This is a genomic window from Bacillus sp. 2205SS5-2 (genome assembly GCF_037024155.1).
In the GTDB taxonomy this organism is placed as follows: domain Bacteria; phylum Bacillota; class Bacilli; order Bacillales; family Bacillaceae_K; genus Bacillus_CI.
This window is the reverse complement of sequence record NZ_JAYKTS010000001.1, coordinates 158,138-176,688: the sequence shown is the minus strand read 5'-3', so window position 1 is coordinate 176,688 and position 18,551 is coordinate 158,138. Positions and strand designations below refer to the sequence as shown.

Here is an 18,551-nt window from a genome sequence, read left to right as displayed (position 1 = left end):
GAAATGGCTACCAAAATTAATGATTCAACTTTACAAATTACTGGAATGACCTGTGCTGCCTGTGCAAACCGCATTGAAAAGGGATTGAATAAGCTAGAAGGTGTTGAAAATGCTACTGTTAATTTCGCCTTAGAAAAGACATCTGTACAGTTCAATCCAGACATCGTCAGTAATCAACAATTGAAGCAAAAGATAGAAGACTTAGGATATGGAGTGAAAAGCAATAAACAGGAATTTGATATTACTGGAATGACCTGTGCCGCTTGCTCTGCCCGAATCGAAAAAGTGCTAGGTAAACAGGAAGGAATTTTAGCAGCAAATGTCAATCTTGCGCTTGAAAAAGCAACCATTGAATATATGCCAAATTTAATTGATACTAAGGTAATTACTCAAAAAGTGGATTCACTCGGTTACGGAGCCATTGTGAAGGAGGAACAAAGTAACGAACAATCACAAGATCACCGGTTAAATCAGCTAGAGAAACAAAAACGAAAATTTTTCATTTCCTTGGTTCTCTCACTTCCATTACTCTGGTCCATGGTGAGTCATTTTAGTTTTACTTCATTTATCTTCCTTCCGGATGCCTTAATGAATCCATGGGTCCAAATGGCATTAGCCACGCCAGTACAATTCATCATCGGATGGCAGTTCTATGTTGGTGCTTATAAAGCCTTAAAAAACAAAAGCGCTAATATGGATGTGCTTGTTGCGCTAGGAACGTCGGCTGCATATTTCTATAGTGTTTACTTAGCAATTAACTCACTAAGCTCTTCAGGAGAAATGGTTGAATTATACTTCGAAACAAGTGCCATCTTAATCACATTAATTATTCTCGGGAAACTATTTGAAGCAAAAGCGAAGGGCCGTTCCTCTGAGGCTATCAAAAAACTTATGGGACTTCAAGCGAAAACCGCCACCGTTAACCGAAACGGGGAAGAGATGAACATTCCATTAGAAGAGGTTGTTGTCGGGGATACCATTTCTGTAAAACCAGGTGAAAAAATACCTGTTGATGGTGAAATTGTGGAAGGTCGGTCCGCTATTGATGAATCGATGATTACAGGAGAAAGTGTACCAGTGGATAAATCGATTGGTGCAGAAGTAATTGGTTCCACTATTAATAAAAATGGATTTCTAAAAATCAAGGCTCTAAAAGTGGGAAAAGACACCGCTCTTGCCCAAATCATTAAGGTTGTGGAAGATGCCCAAGGATCAAAAGCTCCCATTCAGCGGCTAGCGGATCAAATTTCAGGTATATTTGTTCCTATTGTTGTAGGTGTTGCGATTATCACCTTTTTACTTTGGTACTTGTGGATCGATCCAGCCAATTTCGCTGAAGCACTTGAAAAACTCATTGCCGTATTAGTTATCGCTTGTCCGTGTGCGCTGGGATTAGCGACACCTACATCAATCATGGCGGGATCTGGTCGTGCTGCTGAATCAGGCATTCTCTTCAAGGGCGGGGAGCATCTAGAAACCACTCATCGAATAACGACTGTATTATTGGATAAAACAGGAACTGTGACAAATGGAAATCCTGTTTTAACTGACATACTTGCGGAACCTTCATTTGAGGAAGAGGTGTTTTTAGCGTATGTTGGAGCTGTCGAACGTTTTTCTGAACATCCACTGGCTGTGGCGATTGTGGAAGGAATCCAAGAAAAGGGGATTTCTCTGTATGAAAGTGAAGAGTTCGAAGCGGTTCCAGGTTTTGGTGTTAAAGCTGTTATTCAAGATAAAACTGTATTGGTTGGTACAAGAAAGCTGATGAAAGAAAACGCTATAAAAGTTGACATGGCCCTCGCAAAAATGGATGCTCTCGAGAAACAAGGGAAAACAGCCATGCTAGTTGCCATCGATGGTGAATTTGCTGGTCTTATCGCGGTAGCTGATACGATTAAAAAAACATCTAAAGCGGCCATCAAACGTCTCACTGATATCGGCTTAGAAGTCGTGATGATTACAGGAGATAACCTGCAAACTGCTCAATCTATCGCAAAAGAAGCCGGTATTGAAACGGTCATTGCCGAGGTTCTTCCTGAAGATAAGGCACATGAAGTGAAAAAACTGCAAAATGAAGGGAAAGCCGTTGCAATGGTAGGAGACGGGATTAATGACGCTCCTGCGCTTGCGGTAGCCGATATCGGCATGGCGATTGGAACAGGAACAGATGTTGCGATGGAAGCGGCTGATATCACCTTAATACGTGGAGATCTTAATAGTATCGCGGATGCCATATTTATGAGTAAAAAAACAATTAGGAATATTAAACAAAATTTATTTTGGGCATTCGCCTATAACACAGTCGGCATTCCTATCGCTGCAATCGGACTTCTTGCACCGTGGTTAGCTGGTGCTGCGATGGCCTTTAGCTCGGTCTCAGTTGTATTAAATGCACTGAGATTACAACGCGTAAAGCTATAGGATAATGAAAAATGGTGTTTTTACAAATAATGTTGCTTTCGGTATAAAAATAAAACGTAAAGCTATATATAACTGTGTTCTTTTCATAACCAAAAAATATTCTTTACTAGATCAAAAGCAATGAATTTTACAAAAACACCTTGCTGTCGATATTTTTTTCGAGTTAGTAGCAACAGCTTTTTCAACAAAGGCCAAAAAAAGCACTGTCTCCATCAGGGGACGGTGCTTTTTTATCATTACCTAATGCAAATTATCTAGTAAACAAATGCTGCTCCGACGATAATTAGCAAAATAAACAACACCACGATAAGCACGAAACTGCTTCCATAGCCGCCTCCGCTGTATACCTGACCACCGCCATATCCACAGCAACCAAATCCATAGCCCATTTTGTTCACCTCTTTTCAACATAATTAACCTAAGTCCTTACTAGAATATGTTCAGATAAAAATTATGTGTGGACTTGCATAAAATCGCTTAAACAAAAGGGTGAAAGAAATATAATTTCAAACATTAATACCATTTAAGACATCTATTTTAAGATATTTTTTTAGGCTGTTTCCCCAAGATTGTGGCATTTTGAAAAAGGATGAGATTCAAGAGTTGTATGACGTCCTGCTCTTTTCGTGTGCATTGTGGCAATGTCATCTAATTTTTGATTGAACCCTCCATTAGACTATTGATTTCCATTAAAAATAGATAAGATGAAGACCTGAAACAAAGCGAGATCACCGTTTATAAACTGGATCGAAAAGCAACAAATTTTGCTGAAGCAGTTTTTCCTAATTAAAAATTCTTCATTTCTAGATAAAAAAGAAGAAATCAATCGAAAAAACCCTACTGCCTGTTTTTTCTTTGTGTCAAGAGCAACAAAGAAAACGAAAAGAGCCTAATCATTAAATAATGTTAATTGTTAATAATTCGGACATATTATCTATGTAGTGAAAAGTAGAAAGGACTGTTTTTATGTCTCATGAAAGATACCAAAGTGCCATCCAAACCCTCCATGATTGTATGGTGGCTTGCAATCACTGCTATGATGCTTGTTTAGATGAAAGTGATGTAAACCTGATGGCAGATTGCATTCGCTTGGATCGCGAATGTGCCGACATCTGTAATTACTTAGAACAAGCATTAGTCCGAGGAACTCCTATTGTTTCTGAGCTAGCGACTGCTTGTGCTGCCATTTGTGAAGCGTGCGGAAATGAGTGTAAAAAGCATAATCATCAACACTGTCAAGATTGCGCAAATGCTTGCTTTAGATGTGCGGATGAGTGTAAAAAATTAGCAGCGTAAACAAGTAAAAAAGCGTCCTTTTGGGCGTTTTTTTGGTGTAGAAATTAGGATCAACGTTTTCCTTATCATTCTGCCTTTTATTAGGCTGTTTTGTAATATTTGTGGATTTTCGTATCATTTTATCATCTATGATCGAGCTTTGTTCGGGGCATCATTTCGTCTATTTTTGATAGAAATCAACAGTGAAACGGGGCACTGAATTAAAAATCAAATAAAAAATCCAAATGTATACGAAAAGAGCCTTGTTATTATCAGTAAAATAGGTAAACAATCATTACCTGAAAAAATGAAGAGGTGCTACTTTTGTAAAAACAAGTAGATCTTTGTCAACCAAATTCTAAAGAGAATAACTCCACCTATTAATTACTGAATTATCTGATTTTTCAGTTGAAAAATTTGTAAGATGAAGTATAATAATAGAGACTCTACATACCAACCGGTTAGTTAGCGAATAAAGTCGAAAGGGAGATCGCATTGAATTTTACCCATTCTCAAAAAGTACAAGACTTCCAAAAAAAACTACATACATTTATGGAAAGCTTCATTTATCCAAATGAAAGTCTTTACGAAAAACAATTAAATGAGCAACCTAGCCGTTGGCGTACGATTCCTCCGATAATGGAGGAACTGAAAGTGAAAGCAAAAGAGCAAGGGCTATGGAATCTATTCTTACCAGATAGTTCTTATGGAGCAGGATTGTCAAATACAGAATATGCTCCTCTCTGTGAAATCATGGGGAGATCATTAATTGGACCAGAAGTGTTTAATTGTAATGCGCCCGATACAGGTAACATGGAGGTGCTTGTTCGATTTGGAACGGATGAACAAAAAGAACGATGGCTTTTGCCTTTATTACGTGGTGATATGCGGTCTTGTTTTTCCATGACTGAGCCAGGTGTTGCTTCCTCAGATGCAACTAATATCGAAACGGAAATAGTAAAAGATGGCAAAAACTATATCATTAATGGAAGAAAGTGGTGGTCTTCAGGTGCAGGTGACCCTCGCTGTGAAATTGCGATTGTCATGGGAAAAAGCAATAAAGAAGCTTCTCGATACGAGCAGCAATCAATGATTTTAGTGCCTCTACAGACCCCTGGTGTCAAAATTGAACGCATGCTACCTGTCTTCGGTTATGATCACGCTCCACATGGGCATGCTGAAATCACTTTTACGGATGTTCGGATTCCTAGTGAAAATATGATTTTGGGGGAAGGAAAAGGATTCGCTATCGCCCAAAGTCGGTTGGGACCAGGCCGCATTCATCATTGCATGAGATTAATTGGCTCAGCTGAACGAGCTCTTGAAGAAATATGTAAGCGTGTACAATATCGTGAAGCTTTTGGGAAAGCACTTGCTAAGCAAGGTACGATTCAAGAGTGGATTGCCGATTCGCGAATTGAAATTGAACAAGCGAGGCTCTTGACCTTGAAAGCCGCGTATATGATGGATACGGTAGGCAATAAACAAGCGAAAGCGGAGATTGCCATGATTAAGGTGATCGCCCCATCGATGGCATTAAAAGTTCTCGACCGAACCATTCAGGTCTTTGGTGCTGCCGGAGTATCAGATGACTTCCCGTTTGCTGCACACTGGTCAAATGCTCGAACACTTCGATTGGCAGATGGACCGGATGAAGTACACCGAGCACAAGTAGCTAAACTAGAGATAAAAAAACACAGTTCACTGTCTGTTATGAATACACATTAATCTAAAAGTCTGTTTTTCTCATAGATTGTTGCTTTTCGAACCAGTCTATAAACGGTGATATAGCTGGATCGAGAAAAGCGAAAGTGGCTGTTCTGCGGCGGCAGACAAATGTTATCCACCGGAGAAGGTCCTGACCTTTGGAGTTGGATGTTATTTGTCCCGTAGCCGCAAGCCACTGTAGCTGGATCGAGAAAAGCGAAAGTGGCTGTTCTGCGGCGGCAGACAAATGTTATCCACCGGAGAAGGTCCTGACCTTTGGAGTTGGATGTTATTTGTCCCGTAGCCGCAAGCCACTGTAGCTGGATCCGTCTATTTTTAATGGAAATCAACAGTGAAATGGGGGATTTAATCAAAAATCAGATGAAATAGCAACAATGTTTACGAAAAGAGCCATTTAAAAAGATGCTTTAAAACAGAATTCTTTTAGAAAGCGAGAGGAAATTATGAAGGTCCAATCCTTATTTGATTTAACCGGTAAAACCGCCATAGTGACAGGAGGAGGTCGCGGATTAGGCGCACAAATGGCAGAAGGATTTGCAGAAGCAGGCGCAAATGTGGTTCTCTGCTCCCGGAAATTGGAAGCTTGTAAAAAAGTTGCAACAAAACTAGAAGAATATGGTGTGAAAACACTAGCAATCTCTTGCGATATCACAAACCATAAGGATATCCAAAAGGTGGTCACACTTACAAAGAAGGAGTTTGGAACGATTGATATTTTAGTCAATAATAGCGGAGCAACTTGGGGAGCATCGGTTGCGGAGATGCCACTTGAAGCCTGGCAAAAAGTCATGAATGTGAATGTGACTGGGACATTTTTGATGAGTCAAGCTGTCGGAAAAGTTATGATTGAGCAAGGAAAAGGTAAAATCATAAATATTGCATCAGTTGCAGGCCTTGGAGGGACAGATCCTCGGATTATGGATACAATCGCTTATAACACAAGTAAAGGGGCAGTTATCACGTTTACGAAAGACTTGGCGGTTAAATGGGGTCCACATAATATACACGTGAATGCGATCGCACCAGGATTTTTCCCTACTAAAATGTCTCAAGTCATTATTGACCACGGAAAAGATCCAATCCTAGCGAATACACCTCTGCGACGTTTCGGAGGAGAGGAAGATTTGAAAGGGGTTGCCCTCTTTTTAGCGAGCGACGCTTCTAACTATGTTACGGGAGACGTTATCGTTGTGGATGGTGGCACACACGCTATGTAGAAGTAAATATAATATGTAAATCTAGGAGGTGAGTAGTGGACAAGATTGGTAAAGTCGCGCTGAACTAAATCATTATTCCGTTATGAATTGTAGGTATAGCGCTTCACCAAGTAATGACTTAAAAGGAGGTGTTAGGTGAATTTTTTAAAAATAGCAAATGAAAATGATAGAATAAGAATCCAATTCTAAATCTTATTATGCTAGATTAACATTCTCGATGGATCGTGATGGTTTCACATAATAACTAGTGGAGGGATAAATATGAGTTCTACTCATTCTTGGTTTGCGCATTATCCAAAATCGATTTCTACAGAAGTGGACATTCCGCATCAAACATTGCCTCAGATGCTTCAAAACACAGCAAGTACATATCCACAGAATGTCGCTCTTTCATTTTATGGTCAAAAACTGACCTACCAACAATTAGAGAAGTCTGTTTCCTTATTTGCATCCTCTCTTCAAAAGAATCATGTTCAAAAAAGTGATCGGGTAGCTATTATGCTGCCAAACTGCCCCCAATACGTAATATCTTATTATGGCACCTTAACAGTCGGTGGTATCGTTACACAAGTGAATCCAATGTTAGTCGAAAGAGAATTAGAATATATTTTAAATGACTCGGGAGCAGAAACCATTGTCGTCCTTGATTCGTTGTACTCAAAAATTAAAAGTGTACAAGAAAAAACAAAATTGAAAACAATTATCGTTGTAAGTTTTCAGCCTAACACATCTTCGATTGACGATATTCGATTTAGCGACTTTTTAGCGGTTGCTGAGAGTGATTTAATTCCTATAACCATTGATCCAGAGCATGATGTTGCAGTGCTGCAATATACGGGAGGAACCACTGGACGATCGAAAGGCGCCATGTTAACTCATCGAAATTTATTGGCGAATCTTATTCAATCTGCAGAATTTTTCAAGCATGAAGTGACTGTTGGGAAGGAGCGTTTTCTTACCATCATTCCACTCTTTCATGTATTTGGAATGTCGGCTTGTATGAATTTTTCCATTTATATGGCATCTGAATCAATAATGCTTCCTCGTTTTGAAATTGAAGAAGTCTTAAATACCATAAAAAACGAACAACCAACAGTATTTCCTGGAGTACCTACAATGTATGTGGCGATTACGCATCACCCTAAGGCTGAAAAGTACGGGATTGATAGTATTCATACATGTAATAGCGGAAGCGCACCAATGCCGGTAGAGCTATTAAAAGAATTCGAACGAAAAACCGGCGCGAAGATTCTCGAGGGATACGGTCTTTCTGAAACTTCTCCTTGTACGAACTGCAATCCAAATTTTGCTGAACGTAAACCGGGGAGTGTTGGGATTGGGTTTCCGTCGACAGAATACAAAGTCGTCGATTTAGCGACCGGAGAGAAGGAAGTACCAATTGGGGAGCTCGGAGAAGTCATTATCAAAGGTCCACAAGTCATGAAAGGATATTGGAATATGCCAGAAGAAACGGCAATTACATTACGTGATGGATGGCTTTATACGGGTGATATCGCTTTTATGGATGAACAAGGTTACCTCTCCATTGTTGACCGGAAGAAAGATATGATTATTGCAAGTGGTTTTAATATTTATCCACGAGATATTGAAGAAATTATTTACGAACATCCAGCCGTTCAGGAAGCGGTTGTGATTGGTGTACCTGATCCTTACCGCGGAGAATCAGTGAAAGCGGTGCTCGTGTTAAAGGTTGGACAGACAGCAACAGAAGCGGACATCATAGATTTCTGTCGTGAAAATATGGCAGCTTATAAAATCCCATCTGTTGTCGAATTTAGAAATCAATTACCTAAAACAAGTGTTGGAAAGATACTTCGTCGTGCGTTAAGAGATGAAGTGAAGAGCTAAGAAGGATTCCTTTTTCAACATCAAAGCAGCTTAGACTGTATGGTATAATTTCAACCATATCAACATTCAGATTGTGGGGCTTCATACATGAAAGCAAAAATTACAGAAAAAAGCATCGAGCTATTTGAGAAGAAGGGATTTAGTGAGACTTCGATACAAGATATCGTAGACGCACTAAACGTTACAAAGGGCACGTTTTACTATTATTTTTCGAGTAAAGAAGAGCTGCTGATGGATATACATTTAGCCTATATTGATGAAATGCTTGAGCATCAGCAAAAAATCATAGATGAACCTACTATGACTTGTAAAGAGAAGTTAAATGAGATGGTTTATATGCTAATTCGATATATTGAACAACAAGGACCAAGCGCTAAAGTGTTTTTTCGCGAAATGAAAAATTTAAGTGAAGAAAGAATAGCGCAAATTATCCCAAAACGTGATTTATTTCGAATTCACCTTGAAGGTATCATCAAAAAAGGTATGGAAGAAGGAGAGTTTCGGTCTGATCTCAATCCAAGCATTGTGACGTTTGGAATCTTGGGTATGAGCAATTGGAGTTATCAATGGTTCAATCCTGCAGGCGAAATTTCAGAAAGAGAAGTAACAGACATTTACTTAGACATGATACTAAATGGTATTCAACATAGTAAAAGATGATAGAAGATAGGGGAGGAGCGCTCGAGTAGCTGTTCCTCTTCAAATAAGGCTGTTTTCGCAAAGTTTTTTGCATTTCAAACCAGTCATTATTGGGTGAATAAACATAGTTTCGGGATATCTATTCGTCTATTATTGCTATGAATCAACAGCAAAATGGAATATTTTATCTATAGTTAAAATATTTTCAACAAAATATACGAAAAGAGACGTAAATAAGAACTTCAACATACCAACTAGTCAGTATATTAACAAGGAGATGGTAAGATGAAAAGCCCAGATATTCATTACATAACCGTTATTGGGGCAGGTCAAATGGGGCATCAAATTGCGATGTTATGTGCTCTTGGTGAGTATGAAACAACTATTCAAGATGTGAGTGAGGCTGCTCTAAAAAAAGCGGAGCAATTATTGTATGGAATAATGAATAAGTGGGTACTAAAGGGCAAGATATCCGAACAACAACTCCATGCTGCCTTAAAGAGGCTAAGCTTTACAACCAACCTTGAAAGAGCATGTCTAAAAGCAGATTTTATTATCGAGGCAGTAGTAGAAAAACTAGAAGTGAAGAGAGAGGTTTTCGCAAAATTGGAAGAGATAGCCCCTCCTCATGCCATTTTCGCTACAAATAGCTCGACCATCGTTAATAGTTTGCTAGCGTCTGTGACTAATCGGCCTGAAAAGGTGATCAACATGCACTTCTTTTTTCCTCCTCTCGTAATGGATTGTGTCGAAGTTGTTAGGAGTACAAGAACCTCCAACGAGACAGCTAGGAAAACCATGGACGTATGTGAAAAAGTCAACCGTACCGCCATATTACTGAACAAAGAAATATCAGGATTTGTGGCCAACCGACTTTTAGGCGCTCTCCAAAAAGAAGCGCTGGCGCTATATGAGCAAGGGATAGCAGAATATCAAGACATTGACGCTATCTGTCGAAAAGCACTTCATCACCCTATTGGTCCGTTTCAATTAATGGATTTATCAGGAATTGATGTTGGGTACTTTGTGATGCAACAACGCTACGAAGAAACTGGGGATCCTGCCGAACAACCAACACCTCTTATAATAGAGAAAATAAAAAAGGGTCATTTGGGTAGAAAAACGGGACGAGGATGGTACGAATACGAAAACCTCATTACGTAGAGAAATAGAAAACCTAGACTGTTAATATACAGAATATTTAGTTAATAGGAGGTCCAGCATGTCACAACCGATTGTAAAAGACAGCATTCCGGTACGAGCGGGGGAAGAGCTTGATTCACATAAACTAGTAGAATTTCTACAAACACAATTAGGTTTATCATTCAATTCTATAGACATCCAACAATTTCCATCAGGGCATTCAAATTTAACTTATGTTCTGAAATCTGGAGAATGGGAGGCAGTCTTAAGACGCCCCCCACTTGGTCCGGTCGCTCCAAAAGCCCATAATATGGAGCGGGAATTTAATCTTTTAAAAGAGGTGCAACCTCTTTATCCGCTTGCACCAAAGCCGCTTACTTTTTCAAATGATTCTTCAATTGTAGGGAGCCCTTTTTTTCTAATGGAAAGAAAGCATGGCTTAGTGCTAGATTCGTTCTTTCCTCCACATATAACCGAAACAGAAGAGCTTGGTCGAATCATTTCGGAACAAATGGTGAATCAGCTAGTTACGCTTCATTCCATTGATTACTTAAAGACTAAATTACCAGAAATGAGCAGAGCAGATGGGTTTATGGAACGGCAGGTTCACGGATGGATTACGCGTTATCAACGAAGTAAAACAGAGGAAATCCCACAAGCCGATCAAGTCATGAGTTGGTTGGTCAAAAACCTTCCTCCGAGCAACGAAGCTACGATTATTCATTATGATTATAAACTGAACAATGCCATGTTTAGTGAAAAGGTAACAGAGATGATCGGATTGTTTGACTGGGAGATGGCCACTGTTGGAGATCCTCTTGTTGACCTCGGAGTTGCCATGAGTTATTGGATTCAAGGAGACGATCCTCCTCTTCTTAAAAACGGATTAGGAAAACCGCCAGTCACTGTTATGGAAGGGTTTTTGACTAGAAAAGAATTTATCGAGCTCTATGCGAAAAAAAGCGGGAGAGATGTATCAAGAATGAACTTTTATTTAACGTTTGCTTATTTTAAACTTGCTGTGATTTGTCAACAAATCTATTATCGCTATCTAAAGGGACAAACGAAAGATCAGCGCTTTGCTCGTTTTAATGAATTTGTGAAAAGTTTATTGATTCATAGTCGCAATATTATTGTGGAATGAAACTGATTAATATTCTAAAAACAAAGGTCTTCCTAAGAATAAAATTTTCTAAATTAAGTGATCATTTGAGGGGGATTTATGCCGAAAATACACCTTCTGACGAGAAAAGAAGAAATCAATTCTGCCAAGTTAACAGAAGGATATAAAGTTGCGGTTGTCCTCGATATATTACTGGCGACCACGACGATTACGTCTGTTCTATTTGATGGAGCTAGGGAAGTGATTCCCGTATTAAACCCGGCTGAAGCAAGACATATAAATAAAACTAATCCTAAAGGAGATTATCTCCTTGCTGGGGAAGATCGGGCATTCCCACTTAAGGGGTTTTTGTATCCTAGCCCAATTTTGTTACGACCTTTTGTCAAAGGGAAATCAATTCTACTATCCACTACAAATGGGACGGTTGCACTTCGTAATGCGGCGGTTGCACGAAAAGTGTTTGTTGCTTCTCTTTTGAATAATCAAGCGGTCTCTGATGCTGTAAAAAAAATCAAAGGAGCAGAGACGATTGTCGTGATCTGTGCAGGTAATTCGGGAGAGTTTTGTTTAGAGGATTTTTACGGTGCGGGTGATTTTATTCATTGTTTAATGAAGGATAATGAACAAATCTACAGTCTAAGTGATGCGGCTAAAACGGCTCTTTTCTTTTATCAAGGGACGTCGAAAATGGTCGATGTCCTGTCTGCTTCTTCAGTTGGGCAGTTTTTACAAAAAGTAAGTTCTTTCGATGAAGTTTTATTCGCTTCAACGAAAAGAAACCTGCCGATTGTTCCGATTCTAGAAGATCAAAAAGTTGTGAATCAGCTCTCGAATCTACAAAAGGAGTGATGTTATTTTGGGGAAAACGAATGAACGAGTTCACGGAAGCCACTTTCTATTGAAAGATACTTCTCTTAATCGTTTTTTCACGCCAGAAGACTTTACGGATGAACAGTTGCTGATTGCCAAAACAGCTCAGAAGTTTATCGAAAAAGAAGTGATTCCCTGCAAAGAAAAAATAGAAAATCAAGACTTCTCTACAGTAGTTTCTTTGTTAAAGCGAGCAGGAGATATAGGGTTATTAGCTCACAGTATTCCAGAACAATACGGTGGACTGGGTTTAGATAAGGTGAGCAAAGGGATTGTTGGAGAAATGATTGGTCCGAGTAGTGGGTACGGAGTGGCTCATGCTAACCATACATGTATTGCAACCTTACCTATCACCTATTTTGGTACACCAAAGCAAAAATCAAGCTATCTTCCCAAAATGGCGTCAGGAGAGTATATTGGAGCCTATTGTTTAACCGAAGCGAATGCAGGATCAGATGCGCTAGCAGCAGAGACTACAGCTGTTTTAAATGAAAAAGGAACCCATTATCTCTTAAATGGGACGAAAATTTATATCACAAATGCAGCGTTTTCTCACACCTTTATTGTGTATGCAAAAGTTGATGGTCAGCACTTTTCCGCTTTTATTGTGGAAAGAAATTTCCCTGGCCTCTCAATAGGACCTGAAGAGAAAAAGATGGGTATTAAAGGTTCTTCAACCTGTTCCGTCCTATTAGAGGATTGTGAAGTTCCCGCTGAGAATTTACTCGGTGAGGTTGGAAAAGGCCATATCATCGCCTTAAATGTTCTCAATTTAGGTCGTTTTAACTTAGGTTCAGCTTGTATGGGGGGCGCTAAAGCAGGGTTTAAGAAAACCATAAAATTTATTAACGAACGAATACAATTCAACTCAAAAATAGCTGATTTTCCAGCTTCTAAGGAAAAAGTAGCAAAAATGGCCGCTAGACTGTATGCGACGGAATCCCTTCAATATCGAACCGCAGGACTTTTAGAAGATGCTCTTGGTAGTTTGGATGAAGCTAGCGATCAAGAGTTGGTCGCCCAAAGATTAAGTGAATACGCAACAGAATGTGCCATCTGCAAAGTTTATGGCTCAGAGACGCTTGATTTTGTAGCTGACGAGGCCCTACAACTTCATGGTGGAGCTGGATTTATGCAAGAATATGGCATCGACCAAATGTATCGTGATTCTCGTATCAATCGGATATTTGAAGGAACCAACGAAATCAATCGATTACTTATTCCTACCCATCTATTTCGAAAATCGATGAGAGGAGAAATATCGCTCCAATCGAATATTGAGGCAGCGTGGCATCAGTTAGAAAATCCCGTCGGTTCTTATTCAGGGTTAATGATCAGAGAACAAGAAGCCGTGGATATCCTGCGTCATCTATTTTTAGTGTGTGCTGGTATCGCTTCTGAAAAATTCGGTGTTTCGCTAGTGAAAGAACAAGAAATGCTCATTAAATTAGCTGATATGGCTATCGCTCTCTTTGCAGGTGAATCAGTAGTTTATCGGACGTTAAAATCCATTGAATGCAATGGAGAAAATCGATCTGAGCTCAAAATGGATTTAACGAGAACGACTTTAGAGGAAAGCATGTTGGTGGCGGAGCAACATGCACGTTGGATCATATCAATCCTTACCAGTGGAGAGAAACTACAACATATTCTTTCGATTATCTTCAATGAGCGTAATCGATATACTTCCTTTGACAATGCGATTTTTCGTAATCGTCGAATTGCAGAAAAACAATATGAAATGCATTCCTATGTCTGTTGATAGCTTTTCCTGAACCTAGTATGATTTCTGACTATTAGGTTGAGTCTCTTTTAGAATAATCTGCTTATATTGATGTAATAATTTGGCATCTACAACCACTTTCATCAGTGATTCAATGCACAGGAATTTTCATCTCGGTCATTTAAATGAGTGTATTTTGACAATGAATTGAACAGAAAAGCCTATTCTCGCAACTGTTCAGGGATTTGCAGCCGGAGCAGGGTTTAATCTCATTTTAGGGTGTGATATGATTCTCGCTGCTGAAGATAGTCAATTTGCTTTAAGTTTTTCGCAAGTTGGACTAGTCTCAGATGGAGGTGGATCCTATTTTCTACCTAAAGTACTTGGACCGCATTTAGCCAAACAATATTTCTTTACGGGTGAACCCATCCCTGCAAAAAAGCTGTATTCGCTAGGCGTCATTAATGCGTGGTATCCTCCTGAAGATTAATCAGCTGCAATGAATGAGTGGGCGAGAAAATTTGCAAACGGACCTAGTCAAACATTCGGTATGCAGGAAAAACTGATTGAGCACTCCTACACTTCAACCCTAGAAGAAATTCTTGAACAGGAAATTATGACGCAAACCCTTATGATTTCTACGCATGACTACCAAGAAGGCAGATCTGCATTCAATGAAAAAAGAAAGCCACAATTCACAGGAAATTAGAGGAGGAATATCATGAAAGCCATTCAATTTTCTCAATACGGTGGACCAGAAGTATTACAAGTTGTCGAAATGGAAAAGCCAAAGCCATCAGCATATGATGTGGTGATAGAAGTACAAGCAGTAGGCGTTAATTATGCTGATACTGCAAGGAGAGAAGGACAATATGTGGTGAAGACATCCTTGCCATTTATTCCAGGTGCAGAAGTGGCTGGTGTTGTGGTTGAAGTGGGCGAGGAGGTAAAACATATTAAACCTGGAGCAAGAATCGTCACTCTGATGGAGTCAGGTGGGTATGCGGAATATGCGCTTGCCGATGCTAGAGCGGTCATACCCTTACCTCATGGTTTTGACTTCCAACTTGCGGTTGCGTTACCTCTTCAAGGACTAAGTGCCTATCATATACTGAAAACAATGGGAAGAATTGAAGAGGGCGAAACCGTATTAGTCCATGCTGCGGCGGGTGGTGTGGGAACTCTAGCGGTACAATTAGCAAAAATACTTGGAGCTGGGAAGGTCATTGCGACGGCAAGTACTGATGAAAAATTAGCCTTAGCTGCTGACATGGGAGCCGATGTGTGTATAAATTATTCGAACGATGGATGGGAAGAGAAGGTGTTGAAAGCAACGGATGGCAAGGGGGTAGATATTGCTTTAGAAATGGTGGGAGGAGATGTGTTTCATAACACATTAACCTGCTTAGCTCCATTTGGTAGGCTCGTCATTTTCGGCGTTGCAAGCGGAGAACAAAGTCGCTTCTTTCCTTCCTCTTTAATGAAAAAAAACCAAAGTGTAATCGGCTTTTTCTTACCACAAATTATGCGCAATCCGGCAGTTGTTCAGCAGAGTCTTCAAGAACTATTTTCGTATGTAGCAGATGGTCGTTTGAAATTAACAATTGGTGAGGTCTTTTCCTTAGAAGACGCAGCAAAGGTTCATGAACGACTTCAAGGACGACAAACAAAAGGAAAAGTGATACTAGTACCTCAATTCTAAAATATTTAACGGTGTACAAGGCATCTGCATAAGTGGTAATGGTCCCAAACCAAAGGCATCTGAACATAGATAGTTAAACCATATAAAAACGTATATTACTCACATATAAAGAAAAGGGATGAAAAATTCATCTCTTTTCTTAAAGGCTCTTTTCGTCTTCATTTTGGCTATTTCATTTTATTTTTGATTAAATCTTCCATTTCACTGTTGATTTCCATTAAAAATAGACGGATCTAGCTACAGTGGCTTGAGGCTCGGGGTCAAATGAATAACTCTCCAGCGATGCAAGCATCACCTCCGAGCTCTTCATTTGCCTGTCGTCCCTGGGCAGCCACTTCCGCTTTTCTTGATCCAGCTACAGTGGCTAGGGACTCGGGCATTTGTCAGCCCCCTACGTGAAGCAGGCTTCACTGCGTGTACTGCCAGATGCCTGCCGTCCCTGGGCAGCCACTTCCGCTTTTCTTGATCCAGCTACAGTGGCTAGGGACTCGGGCATTTGTCAGCCCCCTACGTGAAGCAGGCTTCACTGCGTGTACTGCCAGATGCCTGCCGTCCCTGGGCAGCTACTTCCGCTTTTCGTGAGGATAATCTTATTCGAAAAGCCACAAACTCTGAGGAAAAAGCCTTCTTAAAAAATATTGTAAGTATAATAGGTGTTTTCAGGAACGTAAGAAAGATTGAACAACTATCCATTTCTTTTCTTCAACCATATCCATTTGGAGTTAAAAAGAGGGCGCATCGACTCATCTTCTACAAATCCTACTCCTAAATAGCATGACAAAGCTCGGTCGTTTTCGGGAGTGACTCTCATATAAATGGTAGGATAGGAGTACGAAGCACACTCCTGTAACAGAAATTGAACAAGCTTCTTTCCAACTCCTTTATTGCGGAAACAAGGATCAACTACTAAGTGAGCTAATTCTAAATCCTGTTCTTCTTCATCGACCCAAATTTCGCCATAAGCAACAGGCTTGTTCTTCTCCAACAACATAAATCCGACTTGATCTTGAGAATCAAACCAACTTTGATAGTTTTCCAGTGAGAATAAAGTTTTTCCTGTGACAAATTCACAATCTTGCTTTGTTGTTAACCACTGAATTATCATTCTCCCGTCTTCGTCTTCAGCTTTTCGAATGTTCACATTATTTCACTTCCGATCGTAAAAATTAAAAACTGTCAATTCAACAATGTGTTGAGTTGACAGTTTTTTTACTTATTTACTCTTAGTTATTCATGAATAACTGGCTTTCGTACTTCTCCTAATGAGATGGCTATTCCGTAGCCAACAACTGCACCAATAATGGCAGGAACAAACCAACCAACTCCTTGATCAAATAAAGGCAAACCGGAAAGAGTCTCAGCAAAGATGGTGACATTCAATCCGGCAGCCTTCAATCCATCAATGAGACTGATGAAAAAGGTAGGAATAAGTGCGCCTAGGTAGACTGATCGATATCCGTTAAAGCCATTATGAATAAAAGAAAGAAGAATCAGCACAATAGCCAAAGGGTAAATCATAATTAAAATTGGAATCGACACAGAAATTAATTGGGTTAAGCCGATATTGGCCACGATCATACTAAAGCTGGATAAGACGATTACGAAAATAGGGTAAGATACATTCGGTAATATTTTATTGAAAAATTGTGCACTTGCTGAGACCAATCCTACCGACGTTGTCAAACAAGCTAATGTTATCACAATTCCTAAAATAACGGCCCCCATCGAACCAAACAAGTGATGGGCTACAGAAGATAAAATCGCTCCACCATTTTCTTGTACACCAATCGCCTCTACACCACTTGCACCTATATAAGCTAATGAAAGATAAACCAGTGTTAATCCAATGGCAGCAATAATACCGGCTGTAACGCAAATTTTTGTAATCATGGTCCGAGAGTGAACCCCTTTTGCTTGGATCGAGTTAATCACGACAATTCCAAAAACAAGCGCCCCAATCGTATCCATTGTTAAATACCCTTCAATAAACCCTTTAATTAGCGGTTCTCGAAGATAAGTTGTGGATGGGTTTTGAGGGTTGCCCATCGGTGAAACGATGCTCTTAACTACCAATAGTGACAAGATAATTAATATCGCTGGAGTTAAAAATTTTCCAATTCGATTCACAAGTTTGGATGGATTCATGGATAACCAAACCGTTAGAGCAAAAAACAAGACCGTAAAGAAGAACAACGCAAACCCACTACTGATAGTTTTTTCACTCAAAAAAGGAGTTGCCCCAATTTCAAAAGCGACCGTTCCTGTTCGAGGCATTCCAAAAAATGGTCCAATTGCTAAATAGATGATGAGCGTAAAAATTAGGCCGAAGAGGGGATGAACTCGACTGGCCAGAACTTGTAAATCACCGCCTGACTTCGCAATTGCGATAACCCCCAGTAAAGGTAATCCTACTCCCGTGATTAAAAATCCTGCTATCGAGGTCCAAACGTTCGTTCCTGCTTCCTGACCCAAAAACGGAGGGAATATCATGTTCCCTGCGCCCAAAAATAGTGCAAATAACATAAATCCAATCGTTAGTATTTCGCTTCTAGATAGTTTTTGTGTGTTCATGTTGGTCCCCCTACTGTTTATCAATGGCTCTTTTCGTAATCATTATTGCTATTGATATTGACTCTATAATTTTCAGCAAACATTCAGTTTTGTAGAGATTTCCTCCAAAAAATCACGAAAAGATGACCCTAAATCAAATTAATCAATGTTTATAACCTGGTACGCAAGGAACAAACTTTGCGGATGCCACCTTATCTAAATCTTGTGAACTTTTTCATATTAGCATAAATACTTGAAAGTTGTCGAAAATCAAAAAATTTAAATAAT

14 protein-coding genes and 1 pseudogene are annotated in these 18,551 nt (G+C 39.7%); 12 read left to right on the top strand and 3 right to left on the bottom strand.

Going from position 1 to position 18,551, the window contains the following annotated elements:
• Positions 1-3: 3 nt before the first annotated feature.
• A complete protein-coding gene (locus tag U8D43_RS00760) occupies positions 4-2,424 on the top strand; it encodes a heavy metal translocating P-type ATPase (RefSeq protein WP_335869035.1) in 2,421 nt (806 codons plus the stop codon).
• Between the two features lie 254 nt (positions 2,425-2,678).
• On the opposite strand, the gene U8D43_RS00755 is transcribed toward U8D43_RS00760, so the two are convergent.
• Complete coding sequence (locus U8D43_RS00755) at positions 2,679-2,813, bottom strand: YjcZ family sporulation protein (protein WP_335869034.1); 135 nt, start codon at positions 2,811-2,813, stop codon at positions 2,679-2,681.
• A 577-nt stretch (positions 2,814-3,390) separates the two neighbouring features.
• Here U8D43_RS00755 and U8D43_RS00750 point away from each other — a divergent pair.
• The 11 genes and pseudogenes from U8D43_RS00750 (at position 3,391) to U8D43_RS00700 (ending at position 15,713) form a co-directional block, all read left to right on the top strand.
• The gene (locus tag U8D43_RS00750) at positions 3,391-3,720 is read left to right on the top strand and encodes a four-helix bundle copper-binding protein (protein ID WP_335869033.1); all 330 of its coding nucleotides are present in this window, start codon (positions 3,391-3,393) and stop codon (positions 3,718-3,720) included.
• A 474-nt stretch (positions 3,721-4,194) separates the two neighbouring features.
• Positions 4,195-5,427, top strand: a complete 1,233-nt coding sequence (locus U8D43_RS00745; RefSeq protein ID WP_335869032.1) for an acyl-CoA dehydrogenase family protein — start codon at positions 4,195-4,197, stop codon at positions 5,425-5,427.
• A gap of 443 nt (positions 5,428-5,870) precedes the next feature.
• The gene (locus U8D43_RS00740; protein ID WP_335869031.1) at positions 5,871-6,644 is read left to right on the top strand and encodes an SDR family oxidoreductase; all 774 of its coding nucleotides are present in this window, start codon (positions 5,871-5,873) and stop codon (positions 6,642-6,644) included.
• Between the two features lie 261 nt (positions 6,645-6,905).
• Positions 6,906-8,513 (top strand): long-chain-fatty-acid--CoA ligase, encoded by a 1,608-nt coding sequence (locus U8D43_RS00735; RefSeq protein WP_335869030.1) that lies wholly within the window; start codon positions 6,906-6,908, stop codon positions 8,511-8,513.
• 87 nt (positions 8,514-8,600) lie between these two features.
• Positions 8,601-9,173: a TetR/AcrR family transcriptional regulator gene (locus U8D43_RS00730; protein WP_335869029.1), complete on the top strand. Its 573-nt coding sequence runs from the start codon at positions 8,601-8,603 to the stop codon at positions 9,171-9,173.
• Positions 9,174-9,437: 264 nt separating this feature from the next.
• Positions 9,438-10,316 (top strand): 3-hydroxyacyl-CoA dehydrogenase family protein, encoded by an 879-nt coding sequence (locus U8D43_RS00725; RefSeq protein WP_335869028.1) that lies wholly within the window; start codon positions 9,438-9,440, stop codon positions 10,314-10,316.
• A gap of 58 nt (positions 10,317-10,374) precedes the next feature.
• Positions 10,375-11,439, top strand: a complete 1,065-nt coding sequence (locus tag U8D43_RS00720; RefSeq protein ID WP_335869026.1) for a phosphotransferase family protein — start codon at positions 10,375-10,377, stop codon at positions 11,437-11,439.
• 78 nt (positions 11,440-11,517) lie between these two features.
• Complete coding sequence (locus U8D43_RS00715) at positions 11,518-12,267, top strand: 2-phosphosulfolactate phosphatase (protein WP_335869024.1); 750 nt, start codon at positions 11,518-11,520, stop codon at positions 12,265-12,267.
• Between the two features lie 7 nt (positions 12,268-12,274).
• Positions 12,275-14,050, top strand: coding sequence for an acyl-CoA dehydrogenase FadE (locus tag U8D43_RS00710; RefSeq protein WP_335869022.1), 1,776 nt, complete (start codon positions 12,275-12,277; stop codon positions 14,048-14,050).
• Between the two features lie 184 nt (positions 14,051-14,234).
• Positions 14,235-14,720 (top strand): annotated as a pseudogene (locus U8D43_RS00705) (enoyl-CoA hydratase/isomerase family protein).
• 12 nt (positions 14,721-14,732) lie between these two features.
• On the top strand, positions 14,733-15,713 hold the full coding sequence (locus U8D43_RS00700; RefSeq protein WP_335869021.1) for a quinone oxidoreductase family protein: 981 nt from the start codon (positions 14,733-14,735) through the stop codon (positions 15,711-15,713).
• 685 nt (positions 15,714-16,398) lie between these two features.
• Here U8D43_RS00700 and U8D43_RS00695 read toward each other — a convergent pair.
• Together U8D43_RS00695 and brnQ are read right to left on the bottom strand one after the other, a co-directional pair.
• Positions 16,399-16,854, bottom strand: a complete 456-nt coding sequence (locus U8D43_RS00695; protein ID WP_335869020.1) for a GNAT family N-acetyltransferase — start codon at positions 16,852-16,854, stop codon at positions 16,399-16,401.
• 86 nt (positions 16,855-16,940) lie between these two features.
• A complete protein-coding gene (gene brnQ / locus U8D43_RS00690; RefSeq protein ID WP_335869019.1) occupies positions 16,941-18,284 on the bottom strand; it encodes a branched-chain amino acid transport system II carrier protein in 1,344 nt (447 codons plus the stop codon).
• Positions 18,285-18,551 lie beyond the last annotated feature (267 nt).